The 22,856-nt window shown below is 67.6% G+C and carries 19 protein-coding genes and 1 pseudogene; 15 read left to right on the top strand and 5 right to left on the bottom strand.

Features of this window, described 5'->3' with window-relative positions; genetic code table 11:
- Positions 1-88: 88 nt before the first annotated feature.
- Entirely contained in the window at positions 89-1,798 is a 1,710-nt protein-coding gene (locus MKP08_RS04545; RefSeq protein ID WP_241555077.1) for a diguanylate cyclase, read from the top strand.
- On the opposite strand, the gene MKP08_RS04540 is transcribed toward MKP08_RS04545, so the two are convergent.
- Both MKP08_RS04540 and MKP08_RS04535 read right to left on the bottom strand, forming a co-directional pair.
- Positions 1,795-2,202 (bottom strand): acyl-CoA thioesterase, encoded by a 408-nt coding sequence (locus tag MKP08_RS04540; RefSeq protein ID WP_241555076.1) that lies wholly within the window; start codon positions 2,200-2,202, stop codon positions 1,795-1,797. The two genes, MKP08_RS04545 and MKP08_RS04540, sit on opposite strands and share 4 nt — an antisense overlap.
- Complete coding sequence (locus tag MKP08_RS04535; RefSeq protein ID WP_241555075.1) at positions 2,199-4,283, bottom strand: S9 family peptidase; 2,085 nt, start codon at positions 4,281-4,283, stop codon at positions 2,199-2,201. Before MKP08_RS04535 ends, MKP08_RS04540 begins: the two co-directional genes overlap by 4 nt.
- 150 nt (positions 4,284-4,433) lie before the next feature.
- Between MKP08_RS04535 and MKP08_RS04530 the strand changes: the two are divergent.
- From MKP08_RS04530 to MKP08_RS04505, 6 genes and pseudogenes are all read left to right on the top strand, one after another.
- Positions 4,434-6,253: pseudogene (locus MKP08_RS04530) on the top strand (aminopeptidase P family protein).
- 75 nt (positions 6,254-6,328) lie between these two features.
- Positions 6,329-6,733: a cupin gene (locus MKP08_RS04525; protein WP_241555074.1), complete on the top strand. Its 405-nt coding sequence runs from the start codon at positions 6,329-6,331 to the stop codon at positions 6,731-6,733.
- A 200-nt stretch (positions 6,734-6,933) separates the two neighbouring features.
- Entirely contained in the window at positions 6,934-7,515 is a 582-nt protein-coding gene (locus MKP08_RS04520) for an EF-hand domain-containing protein (protein WP_241555073.1), read from the top strand.
- 42 nt (positions 7,516-7,557) lie between these two features.
- Positions 7,558-8,292, top strand: a complete 735-nt coding sequence (locus MKP08_RS04515) for a response regulator (protein WP_241555072.1) — start codon at positions 7,558-7,560, stop codon at positions 8,290-8,292.
- Entirely contained in the window at positions 8,292-9,689 is a 1,398-nt protein-coding gene (locus tag MKP08_RS04510) for an ATP-binding protein (RefSeq protein ID WP_241555071.1), read from the top strand. Before MKP08_RS04515 ends, MKP08_RS04510 begins: the two co-directional genes overlap by 1 nt.
- 71 nt (positions 9,690-9,760) lie before the next feature.
- A complete protein-coding gene (locus tag MKP08_RS04505) occupies positions 9,761-12,475 on the top strand; it encodes a M1 family metallopeptidase (protein WP_241555070.1) in 2,715 nt (904 codons plus the stop codon).
- A gap of 22 nt (positions 12,476-12,497) precedes the next feature.
- Here the strand turns inward: MKP08_RS04505 and MKP08_RS04500 are convergent, their stop codons facing one another.
- Positions 12,498-14,072, bottom strand: a complete 1,575-nt coding sequence (locus tag MKP08_RS04500) for a helicase HerA-like domain-containing protein (protein ID WP_241555069.1) — start codon at positions 14,070-14,072, stop codon at positions 12,498-12,500.
- Positions 14,073-14,178: 106 nt separating this feature from the next.
- Here MKP08_RS04500 and pabB point away from each other — a divergent pair, with 106 nt between their 5' ends.
- The 5 genes from pabB (at position 14,179) to MKP08_RS04475 (ending at position 18,109) form a co-directional block, all read left to right on the top strand.
- Positions 14,179-15,990: an aminodeoxychorismate synthase component I gene (gene pabB / locus MKP08_RS04495; protein WP_241555068.1), complete on the top strand. Its 1,812-nt coding sequence runs from the start codon at positions 14,179-14,181 to the stop codon at positions 15,988-15,990.
- On the top strand, positions 15,987-16,637 hold the full coding sequence (locus MKP08_RS04490) for an RluA family pseudouridine synthase (RefSeq protein ID WP_215229246.1): 651 nt from the start codon (positions 15,987-15,989) through the stop codon (positions 16,635-16,637). Before pabB ends, MKP08_RS04490 begins: the two co-directional genes overlap by 4 nt.
- Positions 16,630-17,037 (top strand): alternative ribosome rescue aminoacyl-tRNA hydrolase ArfB, encoded by a 408-nt coding sequence (arfB, locus tag MKP08_RS04485; RefSeq protein WP_241555067.1) that lies wholly within the window; start codon positions 16,630-16,632, stop codon positions 17,035-17,037. Before MKP08_RS04490 ends, arfB begins: the two co-directional genes overlap by 8 nt.
- 150 nt (positions 17,038-17,187) lie before the next feature.
- Complete coding sequence (rpmG, locus tag MKP08_RS04480; RefSeq protein ID WP_215229248.1) at positions 17,188-17,355, top strand: 50S ribosomal protein L33; 168 nt, start codon at positions 17,188-17,190, stop codon at positions 17,353-17,355.
- 91 nt (positions 17,356-17,446) lie between these two features.
- Positions 17,447-18,109, top strand: a complete 663-nt coding sequence (locus MKP08_RS04475) for an outer membrane lipoprotein carrier protein LolA (protein WP_241555066.1) — start codon at positions 17,447-17,449, stop codon at positions 18,107-18,109.
- A 241-nt stretch (positions 18,110-18,350) separates the two neighbouring features.
- On the opposite strand, the gene MKP08_RS04470 is transcribed toward MKP08_RS04475, so the two are convergent.
- The gene (locus tag MKP08_RS04470) at positions 18,351-19,796 is read right to left on the bottom strand and encodes an alkaline phosphatase (RefSeq protein WP_241555065.1); all 1,446 of its coding nucleotides are present in this window, start codon (positions 19,794-19,796) and stop codon (positions 18,351-18,353) included.
- 113 nt (positions 19,797-19,909) lie between these two features.
- Between MKP08_RS04470 and MKP08_RS04465 the strand changes: the two genes are divergently transcribed.
- The 3 genes from MKP08_RS04465 (at position 19,910) to MKP08_RS04455 (ending at position 22,358) form a co-directional block, all read left to right on the top strand.
- Complete coding sequence (locus MKP08_RS04465) at positions 19,910-20,704, top strand: exodeoxyribonuclease III (RefSeq protein ID WP_241555064.1); 795 nt, start codon at positions 19,910-19,912, stop codon at positions 20,702-20,704.
- A gap of 29 nt (positions 20,705-20,733) precedes the next feature.
- Positions 20,734-21,768, top strand: coding sequence for a GTP cyclohydrolase II (gene ribA, locus MKP08_RS04460; RefSeq protein WP_241555063.1), 1,035 nt, complete (start codon positions 20,734-20,736; stop codon positions 21,766-21,768).
- Positions 21,769-21,854: 86 nt separating this feature from the next.
- The gene (locus MKP08_RS04455; protein WP_241555062.1) at positions 21,855-22,358 is read left to right on the top strand and encodes a GNAT family N-acetyltransferase; all 504 of its coding nucleotides are present in this window, start codon (positions 21,855-21,857) and stop codon (positions 22,356-22,358) included.
- Here the strand turns inward: MKP08_RS04455 and MKP08_RS04450 are convergent.
- The gene (locus tag MKP08_RS04450; RefSeq protein WP_241555061.1) at positions 22,350-22,613 is read right to left on the bottom strand and encodes a DksA/TraR family C4-type zinc finger protein; all 264 of its coding nucleotides are present in this window, start codon (positions 22,611-22,613) and stop codon (positions 22,350-22,352) included. The genes MKP08_RS04455 and MKP08_RS04450 overlap by 9 nt on opposite strands.
- Positions 22,614-22,856 lie beyond the last annotated feature (243 nt).

Genomic DNA, 22,856 nt, shown 5'->3' with positions numbered 1-22,856 from the left:
CTCGACTCCGCAATTTCCCTTTATGCTCCTTTACGGAGTGGCAAGCCTGTTGCGCTAATGGGCCGCCCGGGGGAACAAGTGGAGACGGGTGGTCAGGTTTCTGTTCGCATTGCTGGCGTTCGCCATCGGCCTCGCCATGCCGCAAACCGCGGCCGCCGGACCCGTGTCCGCCGTCCAGGAGCGGTGCATCGCTCCCGGCGCACCGGGCGAGGCCCTGACGCACGTCTGGAAAGAGGCACACCGGTGGGATTGTTCGCCCGACGCCGGGCGCTCCGATGCGGAGCGGTCCTTCGTCCGGTTCGCGGTCCCAGCCACGGGCGCGGTGCCGGATAGCCTCTATCTGCGCCGCGGCGCGCTATCGGGCGTCGAGATCGCAGTGGTCGGCGATACCGGCACCGCGGTCCGCCAGCGTTACACCATGAACGATCAGGAGCCTGCGGGCATAGCGGGGATGATGCGCCTCGCCTTGCCGCAGACAGCGCGCCGGCCGGTCGCGATCGTCGCCATCGTCGACGGTGCGGCCAATCCGCGCACCGTGCCATCCGCCTTCGTCGCGCAGGAGGAGCCGGGCGGAGCGGACATGCGCTCCTATGCCCTCGCAGCCCTGATCTGCGGCATGCTGGTGCTGCCGCTGATGTTCAATGTCATGTTCTACCGTGTCCTGCGTGAACGCTTCCTCGTGTGGCATTCGGCGCTGGCGGTCGCGATGCTGATGGCGGTTTCCTGCGCCTCGAACATCGCGCTGCTCCTGCTGCCGCTGACCGTGAAGCAGGTGACCTTCGGCGCGGCGATCGGTTTCGAATTGGTCGGGGTGTGCGCGCTGATGTTCGCCCGCAATTTCATCGAACCGGGCAAGCTGCACCCCCGGATCTGCGCCGCGATTCCCGCCGTCGCGGTCTCGATCGGCGCGATCGGGCTGCTCCATGCGCTGTTCCCGGGGGCGTATCGCACGCTCCAGATGGATGTCTATCGCTTGGCGATGCTGCCCGCGCTCGGCTTCATCATCGTGCTGCTGTGCAACGCGTTGTGGCGGCGCAGCCGTGCCGCCATGTTTCAGGCGATTGGCTGGTTTCCGCTCCTGGCCGTCGCAATCGCACGGCAGTCGAGCTTTCTCATCGGTGGCGTTTCGCCGATCGAGATCCCGAGCCTGTTCTATCTCGGCTGCGCGCTGGAAGTTCTGGGCACCGGTCTTGCGGTGGCGGACCGGATGATCACCCTGCGCCGCCAGCGTGACAGCGCGCTCGACCATGCCCGCTCGCTGGAGGAAATCGCCGTCAGCGACCCCCTCACCGGGCTGCTCAACCGCCGCGGGATCGAACCGCGCTTCGCCGATCTGCGCGAAGAAGGGTTCGATACGATGGCCCTGATCGACCTCGACCGGTTCAAGACGGTGAACGACCGTTTCGGCCACCTGACGGGCGACGCCGTGCTGGTGTCCTGCGCCCGTGCCCTCCAGCCGGTGGGGGAAGGCCGCAATGTGATCGCCGTGCGCATGGGCGGTGAGGAATTCATGCTGCTGCTGCGCGGACCCGAAGCGGTTCGGCGGGCCGAAGCGCTGCGTCAGGCGATCACGGTGCGGGTGGCGCGCGATGTCTGCGACCTCGACATGCCGGTGACCGCAAGCATGGGCCTGATCGAGATGCCGCGCGACGGCATGACCGCCGTCGGTTTCAACGAACTCTACGCCCGCGCCGACGCGCTGCTTTACGAAGCGAAGGAGAACGGGCGCAATCGCGCGGAAACGGAGAAGCTGGTTCTGTTTGCGCTACCCACGCAAGGGCGGGTCGCGACCGGCTAGCTCTTCGTATCGGAGACGAACGGTGCCGCGATCTCGGCGCGCACGCGCTGCGGGCGCAGCGTTTCGCGGTCGAGCATCGCCCAGGTGGTGAGCGCCGAAACCAGCAGCTTTCCCCCATCGTCGTGGAACTCGACCCGCCGATCGAACCGCGCGCCCCTCGGCTCGCCGGGAATGAAGGTGGTGCCGTGCGCGCGCTCCCCCGCGCCGATATTGCCGCGATAGTCGATCTCGTGGCGCAGCACGACCCAGATGTAGGCGTCGCGATCTTCGGGCCGCGCCACCGCGTCCCAGTGGGAGACGGCGACATCCTGAATCCACTGCACCCAGACCGCGTTGTTGACGTGCCCCAGCTCGTCGATGTGGTCCGGGGTGGCGGTAAAGGTGCGGGCGAACGGTTCGCTCACCCTTCCACCCCCATCTGCCACAGGATGAAGGCGAACTCCTCCGCCGTTTCGCGCAGGGATTCGAACCGGCCCGACTTGCCGCCGTGCCCTGCGCCCATGTTGGTCTTCAGGATCAGCGCGTTGTCGCCGGTCTTCACGTCGCGCAGGCGGGCGACCCATTTGGCGGGCTCCCAATAGGTCACGCGCGGGTCGTTCAGCCCGGCGGTGACCATGATCGGCGGATAGTCCTGCGCGCGGACATTGTCGTAGGGGGAATAGCTGCGGATCAGCTCGAACGCGGCGGCATCCTCGATCGGATTGCCCCATTCGGGCCACTCGCCCGGCGTCAGCGGCAGCGAAGCGTCGAGCATGGTCGCCAGCACGTCCACGAACGGCACATGCGCCACCACCGCGCCCCACAGATCGGGGTCGGAATTGACCACCGCACCCATCAGCTCGCCCCCGGCCGATCCGCCGGAAATCGAGATGCGGCCCGCCTCGGTCAGTCCGCGCGCGATCAGGCCCTTCGCCACGTCGACGAAATCGGTGAAGGTGTTGATGCGCGCCTCGCGCTTGCCGGCGCGGTACCATGCCCGGCCCAGATCGTCCCCGCCGCGCACATGCGCGATCGCGTAGGCGAAACCGCGATCGACCAGGCTCAGCCGACTGGTGGAAAAGCCGGGCGGGATCGCGATACCGTAGGCCCCATAGCCGTAGAGATGCAGCGGGCCGGGGCTCTCGCGGTCCTTGCGATAGAGGATCGAGACCGGGATCGGCGTCCCGTCGCGCGCGGCGATCTCCACCCGCTCGGTTGCATAAAGATCGGCGTCGTAGCCCGACGGAATCTCCTGCACCTTGAGCGTTTCGAGCCGCTCCTCACCCACATGATAGTCGTAGGTCGTAGCCGGGCTGACCATGCTTTCGTAGCCCAGCCGCAGCACGGTCTGATCGAATTCGGGATTGTTGCCGAGCCCGGCGCTGAAGCTCGCCTCGGGGAAATGGATCGGGCGAATGCGGTCCGGATCGGCGTAATCGCGGATCTCGATCCGGTCGAGCCCGCCCACGCGGCCCTCGATCACGTAGAAGTCGCGGAACAGCGCCACATCGGTCAGGTAGAACTCGTCAGACCCCGCGATCAGCTCCTCCCACGCCCCCGGGTCGGAGAGCGGCGCGGTGGCGAGCCGGAAATTCTCGTGCGCGTCGTTGGTGTGCACGAACAGGCGATCCTCGCCCCACGGGCCGGTGCCGCCGGGCAGCACATCGACATCGTACTCGACCCCTTCCTGCCGCTCGCGGACCAGAATCGGTTCCGCGGTCGGGTCGGCGGCGGGAATCAGGCGGACTTCGCTGGTCTCGTGATCGGAGCTCGTGACGATGATCCAGCTCTCGTCGGACGACAGCCCGCTCCCGACGCGGAAACCTTGGTCTTCCTCGTAATAAAGTTGCACATCTTCGGACTTCTCGGTGCCGAGGCGATGGAGCCGTGCGTTGTCGGTGCGCCAGTTTTCGTTCGCCAGCGAGTAGACCAGCGCGGTGTCGTTCGCGCACCAGACCAGCGAGGAGAGCGTGCCGGGGATCTCGTCGGGCAGATGCTCGCCGGTCTCCAAGTCCTTGATCCGCGCGGTAAATCGCTCCGACCCGTTGTCGTCAACGGCATAGGCGAGGAGGTGGCCCGACTTGCTGACGGAGATCGCGCCGAGGCGGAAATACTCCTTCCCCTCGGCCAGGGCGGGCTCGTCCAGCATCAGCTGCGCCTCGCCGCCACCGACAGGTTTGCGCCACCATTTCTTGTACTGCGCGCCTTCCTCGTATTCGACCCAGTAGAGCCAGTCGCCGTCCTTCTGCGGCACCGAGCTGTCGGCTTCCTTGATCCGTCCGCGCATCTCCGTGAACAGCGCGTCGATCCGCCCCTGCTGCCCCGCCATCTGCGCCTCGAACCACGCATTCTCGGCATTGAGATAGTCGAGGATCGCAGGTGTCTTCACCTCTGGATAGCCGGGATCGCGCAGCCAGGCGTAATCGTCGCTGACGGTGATCCCGTGATGGGTGAAGGTGGCGGGCTTCTTCTCGGCCCGCGGCGGCAGCTGCGTTCGGTCGGTCATGTGCGCAGCGATTTAGGCCATTGCCGCGCGGTCACAAGCGCTCTCGTCCGATACATAGCCCGCCGCGCCCGGCGTGGGTGGCCCTTTCGCGCCCGAATACCTACATGAACGGGCAGACAGACACGCGAACGAAGACAAGAGGGACCGCCCATGCTGATGCAGACCCATGAAGCCCGCCTTTCCGCCCTGCGCGAGGAACTGAAACGCCGCGACCTCGCCGGGTTCGTGGTCCCGATCAGCGACGAACACATGAGCGAATATGTCGGCGAATACGCGCAGCGGCTCGCCTGGCTGACGGGCTTCGGCGGATCGGCCGGCAGCGCGGCGGTGCTGCGCGATCAGGCCGCGATCTTCGTGGATGGGCGCTACACCGTGCAGGTGCGCGAGCAGGTCGACGAGCGCTTGTTCGACTATCAGTCGGTCCCCGCCACCAGCCCGGTGGCCTGGTTGGCCGAACATGTCGGCGAGGGCGACCGCATCGGGTACGACCCGTGGCTCCACACCCATGGCTGGGCGAAAGCGGCCGCCGAGCAGCTCGCCGAAGTCGGCGCGACACTTGTCCCGGTCGAGAGCAATCCGATCGACGCGGTGTGGCAGGATCGCCCTGCGCCGAGCGCGGCCACCGCGAGCATCCAGTCGGACGAGCGCGCCGGCCGCTCCAGCGCCGACAAGCGCGGCGAGATCGCCCGCTGGTTGAAGGATAAGAAGCTGGACGCCGCCGTCATCTCCGCGCTCGATTCGATCGCGTGGGTGCTCAACATCCGGGGCGAGGACGTGAGCCATACGCCGGTCGCGCTGTCCTATCTCCTCGCGCATCAGGACGGCACGGCGGAGCTGTTCATCGCGCCCGAAAAGGTCACGCCTGAACTGCAACGCCATCTCGGCAATGCGGTGACGATCCGCGACCGCACCGATTTCGAGCCGGCGCTGGGCGAACAGCGTGGCAAGCGCGTGGCGGTCGATCCGGAATACGGCGTCGCCGCGATCTTCCAGGCGCTGGAGGATGGCGGCGCGGCCCCGGTTTCCGTACGCGACCCGGCGATCCTCGCCAAGGCGATCAAGAACCCCGCCGAGGCGCAGGGCCATCGCGACGCGCAGGCGCGCGACGGTGCGGCAGTCTCGCGCTACCTCTGCTGGATCGAGGCCAACGCGCCATCGGGCGAAATCGACGAGCTGCAGGCCGTCGCCAGGCTGCTGTCCTTCCGCGAAGAGACGGGTGTGCTGCGCGATACCAGCTTCGACACCATCTCCGCCGCCGCCGGCCATGCCGCCCTGCCGCCCTGCCGCATTACCGGGTGGACGAGGACAGCAATATCCCGATCCCGCCCAACAGCATCTATCTGTGCGATTCGGGTGGCCAGTATCAGGACGGCACGACCGACATCACGCGCACCATCTGGATCGGACCGGGCGAGCCCAGCGCAGAGCAGAAGGATCGCTTCACCCGCGTGCTGAAGGGGCATATCGCGATCGCCACCGCCGTCTTCCCTGACGGGACCACCGGCGGCGCCTTGGATGCACTGGCGCGGCAATATCTGTGGGCCGCCGGCGTAGATTACGCACATGGCACCGGCCATGGCGTGGGCAGCTTCCTCGCCGTACACGAGGGGCCCCAACGCATCGCGAAGCCTGCGGGCGGCTTCCCGGGCACGGGCGAACCGCTGCGCGAGGGAATGATCCTTTCGAACGAGCCCGGCTATTACAAGGCCGGCGAATACGGCATCCGGATCGAGAACCTCGTGCTGACCGAACGCCGCGACATCCCGCGCGCCGACGAGGGTGTCTGGCTGGGGTTCGAGAACCTGACCTGGGTCCCGATCGACCGCGCGCTGATCGAGACCAAGCTGCTAAGCCCGACCGAGATCGCCTGGCTGGACGAATATCACGCCCACACCCGCGCCCTGCTCGCGCCGCAACTGGATGGCGAGGCGCTGGACTGGCTGGAGCGGCATACCAGGCCGCTCTTGTGAGGCGGCGTTATGTTCGCGCGATGTACATTCCGTGTCGCGGGTCGTCACGAGAGGTAGAGCGATGACGGTAGCGAAATGAGCTCGGGTAGCTACGACCTTTCCGAACGGCCGATCCACCTCGGTCTGAACGCGACCGCTTCGCCGCAGCCGCCCTTCACCGGCGACCCGGCTTGGTACGAAGCCTATGGTGAGCGGCATTCGGGCGACGGGGCCGAAGGTCGGCTGGTCTCGTGGCACAGCTTCTCCGAAAACTGGGAGAGCTGGGAAATGCATCCGGCGGGCAGCGAGGTCGTGCTGTGCGGGGACGGGACGATTACGTTGATCCAGGAAGGGGCCGATGGGCAGCATGCCCGCCACACCCTGCATCCGGGCGAATATGCCATCAATGCGCCCGGAGTGTGGCACACCGCCGATGTCGAGGCGCGAGCCACCGCCGTGTTCATCACCGCGGGCGAAGGGACGCGGCACCGACCCCGCTAGGTGCGTCGTCGTTCAGCTTATACGCCGCATGAATGAACCCGTTGGCGCGATACAAGCCGCGACAGATTTGCCTTTCCTCGGCAAACTCCTGCGACAAGGGGCTTCTATAAGGGCATGGTGAGTGGCAGCGTCGTGGCCGACCCTCCCCCTCCTTCCCCCCGGCCGCGACGCTGCGCTCTGGCACACAGAGGAGTTTCTTCATGAAGACGACCACCAAACGCAGCATCGCGATCGCCGCCGCGCTCGCGCTAACCGGGACCGCCGGTATCGCCATGGCCCAGCCTGGCAAATGGCAGGCCAAGGATCAGACCCGCGCCGAAGTTCAGGCGAAGACGGCGCAGATGTTCCAGAAGATGGACGTGAACGGCGACGGCACACTCGACCAGGCCGACCGCGAAGCGATGCGCGCAAAGATGTTCGACCGTCTCGACGCTGATGGCAACGGCTCGATCAGCCGCGCCGAATTCGACGCCGCGCGGGGCAAGATGCGCGAAGGACGCGGAAAGATGCGCGCAGAGAACGGTGACGCCGAAGGCAAGCGCATGGGTCGACATCGTCGCGGCGGCCATCACGGCATGCGCGGCATGGCCATGATGAAGGCGGCCGACACCGACAAAGACGGCGCGATCAGCCAGGCCGAGTTCACCACCGCCGCCCTTGCCCGGTTCGATGCGGCGGACGCCGACAACAACGGCACTGTCACCGCGGCCGAGCGCAAGACTGCGTTCGAACAGATGCGCGCCATGCGCAAGGATCGCCGTACCGCCGGCGATGCCAGCTAAGCTACGCGAAACCGCGATCGAGGGCGGCGCGTTGGGCTTCGCATGAGCGACGATAGCGCCCCCCTGATCCTCCTCGTGGACGACGAGGCGAGCCTACGCGAACCCTTGGCCGAGTATCTCGTCGGCCAGGGGTTTCGCGTGTCCGCCGCGGAGAGCGCGGCCGCCGCGCGCAGCCGCCTGGTCGACGAGCGACCCGACATCGCCCTGCTCGACATCATGATGCCGGGCGAAGATGGGTTGTCGCTGACCCGCCATCTGGTCGAGACACGCGATCTGCCGGTCATCCTGCTGACCGCGCGCGGCGAGGCGACCGACCGCATCGTCGGCCTGGAGATCGGAGCCGACGACTATGTCGCGAAGCCGTTCGAACCGCGCGAGCTGGTCGCGCGCATCCGCTCGGTCCTGCGCCGCGCCAGCCGCGCCCCGCAGTCGGCCGAGGACGACTGGCTTTACGAATTCGAAGGCTGGCGGCTCGATCCGCTGAAGCGGCGGCTGACCGATCCCGATGGCACGCTGGTGCCGATCTCGACCGCCGAGTTCCGCATGCTCCACGCCTTTCTGGACCATGCGCGGCAGGTGCTCGACCGCGATCGCTTGCTCGACATGGTCCAGGGGCGCGAGGCACATCTGTTCGATCGCGCGGTGGACAATCAGGTCAGCCGCCTGCGCCGCAAGCTGGAGGAGGACAGCCGCAACCCGCGCTTCATCCAGACCGTGCGCGGTGGCGGGTACAGCTTCGCCGCCGACGTGCGCCGCGTTCCGGGTACGCAGGGCTGATGCTGCGCCGGTTCTGGCCCCGCAGCCTGCTCGGCCAGGTGCTCGTATCGGCGGCGCTGGCGCTGCTGGTGGCGCAGGCGATCTCCGCTGCGCTCGCTCTCAGAGCCGGGGCGCAGATGCGCGAGGAGGCGCTGCTCAATAGCGCCGCGTTTCGCTTCATCGCCGGCTACGAGCGCGTCCAAGGTGACCGTCCGCCGGGCGCACGGCGTGGCGGCAGGCGCGAACGCCGGGCGCGGCTGGAGGCGGTGGGGCGACTCCCCCCACTTTTCCTGAATGGTCAGGACGACGAACGCGCCCAGCGGCTGAAGACGATCCTGGTCGATCAGGGCGTCCCCGTCTCTGCCATCCGCGTGGCGAGTTCCACGCGGCGGATCGGCTTTTCGCGCGACGATCGCGCGGACGGCGGCAGCCGCGCCCGGCGTGGGCTCGGCATTCCCGCGCCCGATCGCTGGTTCTACGTCGCCGTGCGCTATCCGGAGAGTGCGGGCTGGGTCGTCACCCGCCTGCCGGAATACCGCCGCTCCCCCGGCGCGCTGAGCGCGATCCTGTTGCAGACGGCGATCATCTACCTGCTGCTGGTCGGCGGTCTGGCGCTGTTGCTGCGGCGCGCCACGCGCCCGCTCGCGCAGCTGACGCACCGGGTCGAGCAGTTCGGGCGCGCGGCCCCGGGGCAACCGCCGCTCCAGCCCGCTGGGCCGGAAGACGTGCGCCGCCTGATCGCAGCACATAACGCGATGGAGCAGCGCATCGCCGCGCTGCTGGACGAGAAGGACGTCATGCTCGGAGCGATCGGGCACGACCTCAAGACGCCGCTGGCCGCGCTGCGGGTGCGGATAGAGAGCGTGGAAAGCAGCGCCCAGCGCGCCCGCATGGTGGAGGGGATCGAGGACATCACCCGCTCGCTCGACGATATCCTCTCGCTCGCCCGCATCGGCCGCGCCGGATCGCCGCCCGAAGCGGTGCGGCTCGACGCGCTGGTGGATTCGGTGGTCGAGGAATTCGAGGACATGGGCCGCCCGGTCTCGCTGGATGCGACCGAGCGGATCACCGCGCGCGTGCACGAAACCTGGCTGCGCCGCGCGCTGCGCAACCTGATCGAGAACGCGCTGCGTTATGGCGATGTCGCGCGCGTCTCGCTGCTCCGCGAGGGCGAGGCGATCGTGCTGCGGGTCGACGACGAGGGGCCGGGCATTCCGCCCGACCGGATCGACGCGATGCTCGAACCCTTCCAGCGCGGCGAGGCGAGCCGCAACCGCGCAACCGGCGGGGCGGGGCTGGGGCTTACGCTGGCGCGGGCCATAGCGGAAGACCATGGCGGATCGCTGGTGCTGGCCAACCGGGCGGGGGGCGGCCTGCGCGCAGAAATTCGGCTGGCAATGGAGGGGGTTCGCGCTTAGGCGGTGGCCGTGCAGTCCGGCGCACCGATAGCGGGTAACCGGGCATCGATTTCAGCTCGGAGTTGCCCCTTATGAAACGCCTCGCTCTGCCTCTCGTCACCGGCCTACTGCTTGCCGGTTGCGCCACCGTTCCCGCGCCCGACATGGCGAGCACCGCTGGCATGGACACGCCCGCCATGGCGATCCCCGCCGCGCCGCAGGGCCTCGCTCCGCTGAGCGATGCGACCACCTCCTCGCTGCCGCGTACCGCGCGCCCCTATCACTACACGATCGAGGTGACGCCGGACGCGCAGGCGCTGACCTTCACCGGCAAGTCGGCGGTCGACATGAAGGTGTTCGAGGAGACGCCTTCGCTGATGCTCAATGCAAACGAGTTGACGATCGCTTCCGCCCGCCTCGTTCCCGCCGGCGGCGGTGCGGCGATGGACCTGCAGGTCACGACCGACTCGCAGGCGCAGACCGCGACCTTCACCGCGCCCACGACGATCCAGCCCGGCACCTACCGGCTGGAAACCGAATACAGCGGCACGATCAACACGCAGGCGAACGGGCTGTTCGCGCTGAACTATCCCGACAAGCGCACCGGCAAGGATGTACGCGCGCTGTTCACCCAGTTCGAGGCGCCCGATGCGCGCCGCTTCGCCCCGATGTTCGACGAGCCGGCCTACAAGGCGACCTTCGACCTGTCGGCGATCGTTCCGGCCGATCAGATGGCGGTCAGCAACACCCCCGCCGCGAGCGAAGACGATCTGGGTGATGGGACCAAGCGGGTCACCTTCATGACCACCCCGAAGATGTCGACCTATCTGCTGTTCTTCGGCCTCGGCGATTTCGAGCGGCTTGCGATGCCCGCCACCGCCAAGGTGGAAGCCGGGATCGTCGCACCGGCCGGCAGCGGCGAGCAGGGCCGCTACGCGCTGGAAGGCCTCGCCGGGCTGATCCCCTATTACGAGGGGTACTTCGGCCAGCCCTTCCCACTGCCCAAGATCGACAACATCGCCGGCCCCGGCCAGTCGCAGTTCTTCGGCGCGATGGAGAACTGGGGCGCGGTCTTCACCTTCGAACGCATCCTGCTGAACGATCCCAAGATCACCAGCGCACGCGGGCGCCAGTCGATCTACGAAGTGCAGGCGCACGAGGTCGCGCACCAGTGGTTCGGCGATCTCGTGACCATGGCGTGGTGGGACGACCTGTGGCTGAACGAAGGCTTCGCCAGCTGGATGGCGACCAAGGCGACCGATCACTTCCACCCCGAATGGTACCCGCTGCTCGACCGCGTCGGCGGGCGCGAGGCGGCGATGGGCCTCGATTCCTACGCCAGCACGCACCCGATCGTGCAGACCATCGATACGGTGGAGGAAACCAACCAGGCGTTCGACACCATCACCTATCAGAAGGGTGAAGCGGTGATCTCGATGCTGGAAGCCTATGCCGGCGAGGATACTTGGCGCGACGGACTGCGCCGCTACATGGCCGCGCACAAGTTCGACAACGCGAAGACCGAGAACCTGTGGGCCGCGATCGAGGCGGCCGGTGCCACCTCGCTGACCGGGATCGCGCGCGATTTCACCACCCAGCCAGGTGTGCCGCTGGTCCAGGTCGGCTCCGCCACCTGCAGCGGCGGCAAGACGAACCTGTCGCTGACGCAGAGCCAGTTCAGCCAGGACCAAAAGGACGCAGTCGCCGCCAATCCGCAAGGGTGGCGCATTCCGCTCCTGGTGTCGGTGGGCGGCGGTGCCCCGATGCGCAGCGTGATGGATGGCAAGTCGGCCAGCATGACGCTGAACGGGTGCGGCACGGTGCTCGTGAATGCGGGCCAGCTCGGCTATTACCGCACGCTCTATCCGGCGAAGATGCTGACCGCGCTGCGCACCGACATGGGCAAGCTCGCGCCGATCGACCAGCTCGGCCTGCTGCGCGACCAGAGCGCGCTGTCGAGCGCGGGATACCAGAAGATGGGTGTCGCGCTCGACCTCCTTGCCGCGGTGCCGCGCAACGCCAATCCGCTGGTCGCGGAAAGCGCGATCGGCAGCTGGGCCGGGCTCTACGCCCTGCTCGAGGATGACGACGCGGCGCAGGCCAAGGTCGCGAAGATGGCGACCGCGGCGTGGGGCCCCCGCCTGCAGGCGCTGGGGTACGATCCGCGCCCAAGCGATCAGGTGCCGGAAGAGAATCTGCGTTCCTCCCTGCTGGGCGCGCTGGGCGCGATGGGCGACGAGAAGGTGCTGGCCGAGGCGGCGAAGCGATTCGACGCGCTCAAGACCAACCCGGCCGCGCTCGACGGGCCGCTGAAGACCACCTGGCTTGCGATCGTGGCATCCAACGCGACCGATGCGCAGTGGAACCAGCTGCTGTCGCTGGCGCAGAATTCCGACAGCTCGGTGCAGCGCAGCACCTATTACGCGCTGCTCGGTGCGGCGGACGACGATACGCTGGCGCAGCGTGCGCTCGATCTCGCTCTGTCGGGGGAGGTCGGCATGACGGACAGCGCCGCGATCATCAGCGCGGTGGCATCGGGCCATGGCGACCTCGCCTTCAATTTCGTGCTGGATAACCAGGCGAAGGTGAATTCGCTGGTCGACGATTCGGGCATGGCGCGCTTCCTCGCCCGGCTCGCGGGCGGCGTGAAGGACGAGAGATCGATCGCCCGGCTGGAAGCGTTCAAGAAGACGCTGAGCGCCGACCTGCAGAAGCCGATCGACCGCTCGATCGCGATCAACCGCCAGCGCGAATCGGTGAAACCGCGCCAGATCGCCGAAGTGAAGAGCTGGCTGGCGACGCAGTAAGGCTTGTCGCGGCGGGCGGTGCCTAGCGCATCAGCCCGCCGATCAGGTTACGCACGAAGCGACCCGCGATCGCCCCGCCCAGCGCGGTGGCGATCGTGCCGGCCGCGCTGGTCGCGGCGCTTCTGGCGGGATCGGCCTTGCTGGTCCGGCCGGTCATCTTGGCCGCGACGATCGTCGCGGCGGAACTGGCGGCGGCACCCGCCGCGGCCTCGCTCGCCTTCTGCCACAGGGCGGTCGTCTTGCGGGAGCGCTTGCGCACTTCCTCGACGCCCTTTTCCTCCACCTCGCGCGCGGTGTCGGCGGCATCGACCGCCTTGGCCGCCAGCACTTCCTCCGCACTCTCGCGGTCGACCGGCTCGTCATACTTGCCCGCGACCGGGCTCGCCGCCTGGATAACGCTGCGCTCCTGCGCCGTGATCGGACCGAGGCGGCTGCGCGGCGGCTTCACCAGCGTGCGCTGCACCACCGACGGCGCGCCGTCCGCCATCAGCGTGGACACCAGCGCCTCGCCCACCCGCAGCTCTGTGATCGCGGTTTCGACGTCGAGATCGGGATTGATACGGAAGGTCTCGGCAGCGGCGCGGATTGCCTTCTGGTCGCGCGGGGTGAAGGCGCGCAGCGCATGCTGAACGCGATTGCCGAGCTGGCCCCCAACCTCCTCGGGAATATCGATCGGGTTCTGGGTGACGAAATAGACGCCGACCCCTTTCGACCGGATCAGGCGGACGACCTGTTCGATCTTGTCCTCCAGCGCGCGAGGCGCATCGTTGAACAGGAGATGCGCCTCGTCGAAGAAGAACACGAGGCGCGGCTTCTCCGGATCGCCGACCTCGGGCAGCGTCTCGAACAGTTCGGCCAGCAGCCACAGCAGGAAGGTCGCGTACAGCTTCGGGCTGCGCATCAGCCGGTCGGCGGCGAGCACGTTGATATAGCCGCGCCCGCGCTCGTCCACTTTCATGAAATCGTCGATCTCCAGCGCGGGCTCGCCGAAGAAACGATCCGCCCCTTGCGATTCGAAGCCGAGCAATTGCCGCTGGATTGCGCCCACGCTCGCCTTCGTCACATTGCCGTACTTGCCGGAAAATTCGCTCGTATTCTCGGCGGCAAAGGCGAGGATCGATTGCAGGTCGCCGAGGTCGAGCAGCAGCAGCCCGTTGTCGTCGGCATAGCGGAAGACGATCTGGAGGACGCCCTCCTGCGTGTCGTTGAGGTCGAGCAGCCGCGCGAGCAGCAGCGGCCCCATCTCCGAAATGGTGGTGCGGATCGGGTGACCCTGCTCCCCGTACAGATCCCAGAAGATCGCCGGATTGTCGGAATAGGCGTAATCTTCCATCCCGAGCTCGCGCGCACGCGCTTCCAGCGTATCGGCATGCTTGAAGGTCGGCGAACCGGGCATGGCGAGGCCCGACAGGTCGCCCTTCACGTCAGCGACGAAAACGGGGACGCCTTGGGCGGAGAAGCTTTCTACGAGGCCCTGCAGCGTTACCGTCTTGCCGGTGCCGGTCGCGCCCGCGATCAACCCGTGCCGATTGGCGCGGGTAAGATCGAGCGCCTGCCGCTCGCCGTTCGCCGCCAGCCCGATGAAAATCTCCGCCATGTGCCGATCCCGTCTCTCTATCGCGCCCGCTCGCGATAAGCCCCCTGGCCCCGCCGCGGTCAAGTGCGGTTCCATTTCGCCCCGTGGTCGCTATGGCTGGTCGGCTATGGGTTCGCGCGAAGCTTTCGTGTTGCTGGACGACGCGCGCGGCGACGGGGCCGCCGATGCCCGGGTGTACGAACGCCCGGCGCGCGTTTTCGTCGCGCATCGACCGGAGCAGGTCGAACCGGTGCTGGCCGCCGCGCAGGCCGCGTTGGCAGAAGACGGCGGCACGCTGGCCGGGCACATCGCCTACGAGGCTGGGCTGGCGCTGGAACCGCGGCTGAGGGACCGGGCACCGGCACGCACCGGGGCGGCCGGGCCGCTGGTGTGGCTGGGCCTGTTCGCCGAAGAGACGCGCCTTCCCGCCGGGGACGTGCCGGGCTGGCTTGCCGCACGGGCCGGGGGTGCCGCCTCGCTCGGTCCGCTCGACCCCACGCTCTCGCCCGGCGGTTATCGGGATGCATTCGCGACCGTCGCCGAGAAAATTCGCGCCGGCGACATCTATCAGGGCAATCTCACCTTTCCGCTCGCGGGCAGCTATCGCGGCGACCCGCTGGCGCTTTACGCCGCACTGCGGCCCGCCGCGCAGGCGGGCTGCGGCGGCGTGGTGTTCGACGGTTCTCACTGGCTCCTCAGCCTCTCGCCCGAATTGTTCGTCTCGCTGCAGGACGGCACCGCTCGCGCCCGCCCGATGAAGGGCACGCGCCCGCGCGATGCCGATCCGGCGCGCGATGCCGCGATGGCGAACGAGCTGGCGGTTTCTGGCAAGGAGCGCGCGGAAAACCTGATGATCGTCGACCTGATGCGCAACGACCTGTCGCGCGTCGCACGGGCGGGCAGCGTGAAGGTCGCGCACCCCTTCGCGGTCGAAAGCTATCCCACCGTGCACCAGATGGTCACCACCGTGACCGCGACGCTGGCCGAGGGAAGCGATGCCGTTGACCTGATCCGCGCGCTCTTCCCCTGCGGTTCGGTCACCGGCGCGCCGAAAATCCGCGCCATGGAGCTGATCGACGCGGTCGAGCGCGATGCGCGCGGGCCCTATTGCGGCGCTATCGGGCGGATCGGCGCGGACGGCACCGCGGCGTTCAACGTCGCAATCCGCACCTTGCGCCTCACTCCGGTCGAGAACGGACAGGGGCACGCGGTGCTGGCCGTCGGCTCGGCCATCGTCGCCGATAGCGATGCGGATGCCGAATGGCGCGAGGCCGTGCTGAAGGGCGGCTTCGCCCGGGCAAGCGGCCCCGATCGCACCGCCCCCGGTTTCGACCTGATCGAGACCATGCGCTTCGACCCTGAGGAAGGGATCGCCTTGCTCGAGGCGCATCTGGCACGGTTGAAGGCCAGTGCCGAAGAGCTCGGCTTCGCCTTCGACCGGCATGCCCTGCGCAACCAGATCCAGGCGCTGTGCTTCGACCTCGACGCGCCCACGCGCGTGCGCCTTGCCTGCGCGCGGTCGGGCGCGGTCGCGCTGGAGGCCGCGCCGCTGCCACCAGCCCTTCCCGATCCGGTACGCTGCATCGTCCTGCCCCTGCCGGTCGATCCCGGCGACTGGCGGCTACGTCACAAAACATCCGATCGCGGCTTCTACGCGGATGCCCGCGCGGTGGCGCTCGCCGAGGGAGCCGACGAGGCGCTGTTCGTCACCGACGACGGCCTGCTGACCGAGGGCAGTTTTACCTCGATCCTGGCCGGGCCTCAGGGCGATTACCTAACCCCGTCCACGGCCCTCGGCCTGCTCCCCGGCGTTCAGCGCGGCGCGCTGATCGCGTCGGGGGCCGCTCGCGAAGGCGCGGTGCGGCTGACCGATCTCGATAACGGATTTCACCTGTGCAACGCCCTGCGCGGCACGATGCACGCGGAGCTCATGACATGATCGACATACTGTACGAAGACGCCGAAGCGCTGGTGATCGACAAGCCGGCGGGCCTGCCGGTCTCGCGCCCGCGCCGCGGCGGCGAATCGCTGGAAGATCACCTCGACGCGTTGAAGCTCGGCTTCGAACGCGCCCCGGTGCCGGTCCACCGCCTCGATACCGACACCTCCGGCTGCCTGTTGCTGGCGCGCAATCCGAAGGCGTTGAAGCGATTCGCGGCGACGTTCGAGGAACGGGGCGTAACCAAGCATTACCTCGGCATCGTCGATGGCGTGCCGGTCGAGACCGAGGGGACGATCGACCTCGCCCTCGCCAAGATCAGTAGCAAGGAGGCGGGGTGGCGCATGATTCCTGCGCGCAAGGGGAAGCCCTCGCTGACCCACTGGCGCATGGTCCAGCCGCTCCAGCGCGGCGCGCTGATCTGCTTCCGGCCGGAGACGGGCCGCACGCACCAGCTGCGCGTGCACGCGGCCAGCGGGCTGGGGCATCCCCTGCTGGGCGACCCGGTCTACGGGCAAGGCGGCACCGCCCCGCGCACCATGCTGCACGCCGCCGCGATTGTCGTGCCGCGCGAGGGCAAGCCCGATATCCGCGCCGAAGCGCCGCTCCCGCGCGATTTCTGCATGCTCGGGGCGCGCTGTGGATGAGGACCTGCTCGGTCGCGCCCACGCGCTGGCACAGGAAAGCTTCCTCGCGGGAAGCGGGCCGGGCGGGCAGAACGCCAACAAGGTCGCGACCAACGTGCAACTGCGCGTCAACGCCTACAAGCTGCGCCTCCCGCCCACGGTATTCCGCCGGCTGCGCGAAATCGCCGGGAGCCGCCTGACCGCATCGGGCGACATTCTGATCCTTGCCCGCGAACACCGCACGCAGGAGGCGAATCGGGCCGAGGCGCGCGAGAAGCTCGAATCGCTGCTGGAGGAGGCGCACCGGCGCCCGCCGCGCCGCGCGAAGACGCGGCTTAATCGTCTCAACAAGAAGAAGCGACTCGCGACCAAGAAGGCGCGGGGCGAGGTGAAGGCGAAGCGCGGCAAGGTCGAATTGTAGGGTCCGGCCGTGTGCCACCCCGCCGAAAGGCTTGACTTGGCTGGCCCTACGCGTCATGTGCGCGCCGACGAGGCGGTGCCGGTGTGCGCCGCCTGTTTGTTTTGGCCTCCTTCGTCGGTGGCCGTATTCGATTTTTCAGGAATTTGGACCATGGCGAAGCCCGCAACCGTCAAGATCAAGCTCGTCTCGACCGCAGACACGGGCTTCTATTACGTCACGCGCAAGAACCCGCGCAACACGACCGAGAAGATGAGCTTCCGCAAGTACGATCCCGTCGCGCGCAAGCACGTCGAGTTCAAGGAAGCCAAGATCAAGTAAGGCTTCCCGCCGCGGCTCTCGCACGTTCCTGAACGGCGGGAACGCGGCCGTGTCAGTGACGGTTCAGTGCCACGATGATAACAATCGAGGCATGACAGCAATGATCACCCGTTTTCGCTCCGCCACCGGTGCCGCTCTGGCGGCCGTGATGGCCGTGTCCACCACTGCCGCGCTGCTCGCGCCGGTCCCGGTCGAGGCTGCCTCCACCGGTACGCTGGACGATGCGGTCTCCGCGCTGCGCGGCATCAGCACGATGAAGGCGAATTTCACCCAGACCGACCGCAACGGGCAGACCGTGCGCGGCGAAATGACGCTGAAGCGTCCGGGCAAGATCCGGTTCGATTACGGCAAGAGCGCGCCGATGCTGGTCGTATCGAACGGCAAGTCGCTGACGCTGATCGATTACGAGGTGAACCAGGTCCAGCGCTGGCCGATCAGCAATTCGCCGCTGGGCGCGCTGCTCGATCCCAAGCGCGACGTGAAGCGCTACGGCACGCTGCGCCCGACCAGCAACCCCAACGTCATGAGCGTCGAGGTGCGCGATTCGAAGAAGCCCGAATTCGGCGTCATCACGCTGGTATTCGTGCGCGACGGTTCCGCGCCGGGGGGCTGGGAACTGACCAACTGGGTCGCGCTCGATGCGCAGAACAATCGAACCACGGTGCGGCTGAGCAATCAGCGTTACGGCGTTGCGGTAAATGACTCCGCGTTCACCTACCGCGACCCGCGCCGCACCACCCGTCGCCCGGGCTGAACGGCTGGCAGGCGGAGCGAAGCGAATTAGCGACCAATCGTTGCGGTTCGTTCATAGGGGGGAAAGCCCCGCTGCCGTAAACCTTCAGGAACAGAACGGCTGGAGCATCGGGTTTCCCCCCTGTTGCCCTGAGGCTCCGACAAGGCCTTCTGTAAAGCGTGACGAACGCTGACAAGGAACCCTCGTGCCACCATGCCCCCGGCACGAGGGTTTTTTGTTGCCCCGCGCGGACGCGCTGGGCCTAGTTTTTCTCCGACACCCCCATCGCATCGGCCATGATGTCGAAGATCACGTTCTGTTCGATCACCCCATGCGCCTCGTCGCTGCCTGGCCCGGACGCGAAAAGCGCCACGTCCTCGCCCCCATGCGTCTCGCTGCCCAGCGGCACGAGCGATTGCTGGCGCGCGCGCGGCCCGGTTTCGGGAACCGGACGCGTGCCCTGCACCGCGCCGGGGCCGTTGGCGAAACCCAGCGTAGTGTAGGGCTTGCCATCGCCGGCCAGCGCCGGTTGGTCTCCGGTGCCGCCGTGATGCTCCTCGTCGCCCCCTTCCGGCGGACGGACCAGGCCGAGGATCGGATTGCCGCGCTTGGGATAGCCCGCGATCGACAGCACGTGGCTATGGTCCGCGGTGACGAGAATCAGCGTGTTCGCCGGATCGGTATGATCGATGGCGTATTGCACCGCCTTCGCCAGCTCCAGCCCTTCCTCCAGCGCATAGCCCGCCTGCCCGGCGTGCAATCCGTGATCGATTCGCCCGCCCTCGACCATCAGAAAATAACCGTGCGGGTCGCGGCCGAGCCGGTCGACCGCCTGCGCGGTCATCTGCGTCAGCGTCGGTTCGGCGCTGTCGGACTTGCGATCGAGCATGTAGGTCATGTGGCTGGGGGAGAAGAGGCCGAGCACCGGCTTGCCCTGCGGGGCGGCCTCCAGCTGCGTCTCGCTCGTAACGTAGCTGCCGCCGGTGCGGGCGGCCCAGTCCTTCGCCAGGTCGGTACCGTCGGCGCGGTCGCCGCCCGCCGTCTTGCCGACGAATTTCTCGACTCCGCCGCCCAGCGCCACATCGAACGGATAGGCGACCAGCTGGCTTGCGATGTCCGTGCACCCTTCGGCCAGCGCCGAGGCGGGCATGTCGCCGTCCGCTTCCCAGTCGCGCTCTGGCGCATGGGCAAAGACCGCGGCCGGGGTGGCATGGGTCAGCCGCGTCGTGGTGACGATGCCGACCGCGCGCTCGCTTTTCCTAGCAAGGTCCGCGATATGCGGGAGGCGATTGTCCAGCGAGGCGGCACAGTCGCCGCGCGCCGCCCCCGGTCCGACGCCCAGCATGCCCATCCGAGTTTTCTCGCCCGAGTTCATCGCGGTTGCCGTTCCCGCGCTGTCGGGGACCTGCGCATCGGTGTTGTAGGTCTTGACCAGCGCGACGTGCGGGAATTTCTCGAACGGGAGCGCGTATTCCTCGCCCGTCTGCCCCTGCCGCTGCCCCGCCAGAATGCGGGTCGCGGTGATGACCGAGATGCCCATGCCGTCGCCGATGAACAGGATGACGTTTTTCGCCTGGCCGGTGGGGGCCATCGGCGCAGCTTGCGAGGCGCTCGCCACGCGCGCATCGCCACCGGTATCCGTGGTGCAGGCCCCCAGGGTCAGGGCGAGCGCGCCGAGCGCGAGAGCGGGAAAGCGAAGCGATGGCATGGTGGGAAATCTCCAGCGTGAATTTCGCCCCGCTCTATCGAACCGGTATGTGACAGCAAGGCGAAAGCGAGCCGTGTTGCGGTGGCGCGCGCCGCATCCTAAGGCTCGCCCCCATGGTTTCTGTCACCACCTGGAACATCAATTCGGTCCGCCTGCGTCTGCCGCTGGTGGAGCGTTTCCTCACCGAACAATCGCCCGATGTCCTGTGCCTGCAGGAGATCAAGTGCCAGGAACACCAGTTCCCGCACGAGGCGTTCCGCAGGCTCGGTTACGAGCATATCGCGATCCACGGGCAGAAGGGCTATCACGGTGTCGCCACTGTCAGCCGCATTCCGTTCCGCGATTTCTCGAAGCACGACTGGCAGGACAATGGCGAGGCGCGCCATGTCGGTGTCGAACTGCTGGGCGAGGGCAAGGGGATGATCGTCGAGAACGTCTATGTCCCCGCGGGCGGCGACATTCCCGATCGCGAGCTGAACCTGAAATTCGGGCAGAAGCTCGACTTCCTCGGCCGCATGACGCGCTGGGCCGACGCGATCGACCGACCCACGCTGATCGTGGGCGATTTCAATGTCGCCCCGCTCGAAAGCGATGTGTGGAGCCACAAGCAATTGCTCAAGGTGGTCAGCCACACGCCGATCGAGGTCGAGACGCTGCAACGCTTCATGGACGCGCATGGCTGGGTCGATATCGGGCGCGAGCATATCCGCGCGCCCGACCGCTACTACAGCTGGTGGAGCTACCGCGCGAAGGACTGGAAGACGGGCGACCGCGGGCGGCGGCTAGATCATATGTGGGCCAGCCCCGACCTCGCGAAGCAGGCGACCGGGCACCGCGTGCTGGAGGAAGCGCGCGACTGGGAGAAGCCGAGCGACCATGTGCCGCTGACGACGGAGTTCAGTCTCTGAGCGGCAACGCGCCTTCGCCGGGCAGGCGCGTGGCGCAGGCGATCGACGCATTGCGGCATGGCTGGCCGGTGCGGATCGGCGGGGCGCCGGTGTTGCTGCCGGTCGAAACCGCGATTTCGCCGGGCGCGCACGCCGCGCAACTGCTGATCTCGAACGCGCGGGCCGAAACCCTGAAGCTGACCAACCAGCGCGAGGCGGCCCACGGTCACGCGCCTGTGCTGATGCGCGGGGCCGCGCCGTTCGACCTGCGATCGGCTTTGCCCGTCGCCGATCCCTCGCTCGATCTCGCCGCGCCTCTGAAGGGCCCGTTCCGCGCCGATCCGATCGGTTTCGCGGGCGAGGCCGAGGCGGCGATGGAACTGGCGCGACTGGCAGGCATCCTGCCAGCCTTCCTCGTCGATCCCGACCCGCCGGGCGAACCGGTCGCGCTGGAGGCCGGCGATCTTGCCGCCTGGAGCGATCCAGCGAACCTCGTCGTCGCGACGCGCGCCGCGCTCCCCGTGGCCGCGGCGATCGATGCCGAGATCGTCGCCTTCCGCGCGCCCGACGATCTGCGCGAACATGTCGCCCTCGTCATCGGCCAGCGCTCAACCCAGCGTGTTCCCCTGGTGCGGCTGCATTCGGAGTGCCTGACCGGGGATGTGCTCGGCAGCCTAAAATGCGATTGCGGGCCGCAGCTCGACGCCGGGCTCGCCGCCATGGCGGAAGAGTCAGGCGATGGCGGCTGGGGGGTGCTGCTCTACATGCGGCAGGAGGGGCGGGGCATCGGCCTTGTCAACAAGCTGCGCGCCTATCGCCTGCAGGATCAGGGCTTCGACACGCTGGAGGCGAACCGGCGACTCGGCCTGCCGGAGGAAGCGCGCGATTTCCCGACCGCCGCGCGGATGCTGGAGCTGCTGCGGATCGAGCGCATCCGGCTGATGACCAACAATCCGGCGAAGGTGACCGCATTGCAGGCTGCCGGTGTGGTAATCGCCGAACGCGTGCCGCACCGCCTGCCGGCCAATCCGCACAATGCGCGCTATCTCGATACCAAGCGGGACCGGTCCGGCCACCTGCTGTGAGAAAATATTAACTCAGTAAGTTTTCGTTAGCTAATGGACCGCTAGCGGCCCAGGCGGGGCGCGAGCGAACAGGTGGGAAATTGTGGATGCGAGTACGACCGGAAACTGCCGAGGATTTTCCGGCTATCCGCGCGCTGACACAAGCTTCCTTCCATGAGGCCAACTATGGCTGGGACGATGCGGCCAACGCCCTGGATCGAATGCGCCTGGCAGGGTCTCTTGCCCTTTCGCTCGTCGCGCTGAACATGGACGAGGCCGTCATCGGCCATATCGCCTTTTCGCCGATCACCGTTTCGGACGGGACGACGGGCTGGTTCGATCTGGCCCCCCTTTCGGTCATGGTGACCCGGCAACGCACCGGCATCGGCGGCAGCCTGATCGTGCGGGGGGTCGCCGAAATGCGTGCGGCCGGCGCGCGGGGCATCGTGGTGATGGGCGATCCGGCCTATTATTCCCGCTTCGGCTTCCAGCCTGTCCCCGATCTTACGCTGCAGGGTGCGCCGACAGAATGGCTGCTGGCACTGCCGCTCGAAGGTGGGGCGCCATCGGGCGCGATCCGGCTTAGCCCCGGATTTCTCGAGTCACCGTAGCTGGCTGTCTTTCGAACCACGGCGGTTGATCGTGGAGTGGCGCACCGCACTGTCACGCGCGCCCTGACATTCGACGCAGGTGCGCACGCCCGGCAAGGCTGCGCGGCGCTTCTCGGGAATGGGTTCGCCGCATTCGTCGCAATATTCAGCTGCCTCGCCCGTCGTCATGCGGGACCTCGCGGCGCTCACCGCGTCGCTTATCGTATCGTCGATCTGATCCTGTACCGCTCCGTCGCGGGACCATCCGCCTGCCATAGCCGGCCTCCTTTCATCCGTCCGATATAGGAACGGGTTCGCGATCCTGCCAGATTGCGGTCCCAACCGACCGGATGTCGGTCATCCGGCCCACCGCGCCTTGCGAGTGGTCGATCATGCAGTTGATCCCGCGCCATTGCGGATCATCGAAGTCCGAAGCTGCAATGTCGACCCGCGTGGCCCGCGATTTGGCGTATTGGCCCCACAGTGCCGCGCTCGATCTGACTGCGGGTCACCCGCAGC

The sequence above is a fragment of the Erythrobacter sp. LQ02-29 genome, assembly GCF_022576075.2.
In the GTDB taxonomy this organism is placed as follows: Bacteria; Pseudomonadota; Alphaproteobacteria; order Sphingomonadales; family Sphingomonadaceae; genus Alteriqipengyuania.
The sequence above is the reverse complement of the archived record's forward strand: the minus strand, read 5'-3'. Positions and strand labels throughout refer to the sequence as shown.

Coding starts and splice junctions, on each gene's coding strand:
- pabB (WP_241555068.1), top strand. CDS start 14,179: ATGGGTTCGCGCGAAGCTTTCGTGTTGCTGGACGACGCGCGCGGCGAC.
- MKP08_RS04475 (WP_241555066.1), top strand. CDS start 17,447: ATGACAGCAATGATCACCCGTTTTCGCTCCGCCACCGGTGCCGCTCTG.
- MKP08_RS04510 (WP_241555071.1), top strand. CDS start 8,292: ATGCTGCGCCGGTTCTGGCCCCGCAGCCTGCTCGGCCAGGTGCTCGTA.
- MKP08_RS04470 (WP_241555065.1), bottom strand. CDS start 19,796: ATGCCATCGCTTCGCTTTCCCGCTCTCGCGCTCGGCGCGCTCGCCCTG.
- MKP08_RS04505 (WP_241555070.1), top strand. CDS start 9,761: ATGAAACGCCTCGCTCTGCCTCTCGTCACCGGCCTACTGCTTGCCGGT.
- rpmG (WP_215229248.1), top strand. CDS start 17,188: ATGGCGAAGCCCGCAACCGTCAAGATCAAGCTCGTCTCGACCGCAGAC.
- MKP08_RS04520 (WP_241555073.1), top strand. CDS start 6,934: ATGAAGACGACCACCAAACGCAGCATCGCGATCGCCGCCGCGCTCGCG.
- MKP08_RS04515 (WP_241555072.1), top strand. CDS start 7,558: ATGAGCGACGATAGCGCCCCCCTGATCCTCCTCGTGGACGACGAGGCG.
- MKP08_RS04490 (WP_215229246.1), top strand. CDS start 15,987: ATGATCGACATACTGTACGAAGACGCCGAAGCGCTGGTGATCGACAAG.
- MKP08_RS04525 (WP_241555074.1), top strand. CDS start 6,329: ATGAGCTCGGGTAGCTACGACCTTTCCGAACGGCCGATCCACCTCGGT.
- MKP08_RS04450 (WP_241555061.1), bottom strand. CDS start 22,613: ATGGCAGGCGGATGGTCCCGCGACGGAGCGGTACAGGATCAGATCGAC.
- MKP08_RS04535 (WP_241555075.1), bottom strand. CDS start 4,283: ATGACCGACCGAACGCAGCTGCCGCCGCGGGCCGAGAAGAAGCCCGCC.
- MKP08_RS04465 (WP_241555064.1), top strand. CDS start 19,910: ATGGTTTCTGTCACCACCTGGAACATCAATTCGGTCCGCCTGCGTCTG.
- MKP08_RS04500 (WP_241555069.1), bottom strand. CDS start 14,072: ATGGCGGAGATTTTCATCGGGCTGGCGGCGAACGGCGAGCGGCAGGCG.
- MKP08_RS04455 (WP_241555062.1), top strand. CDS start 21,855: ATGCGAGTACGACCGGAAACTGCCGAGGATTTTCCGGCTATCCGCGCG.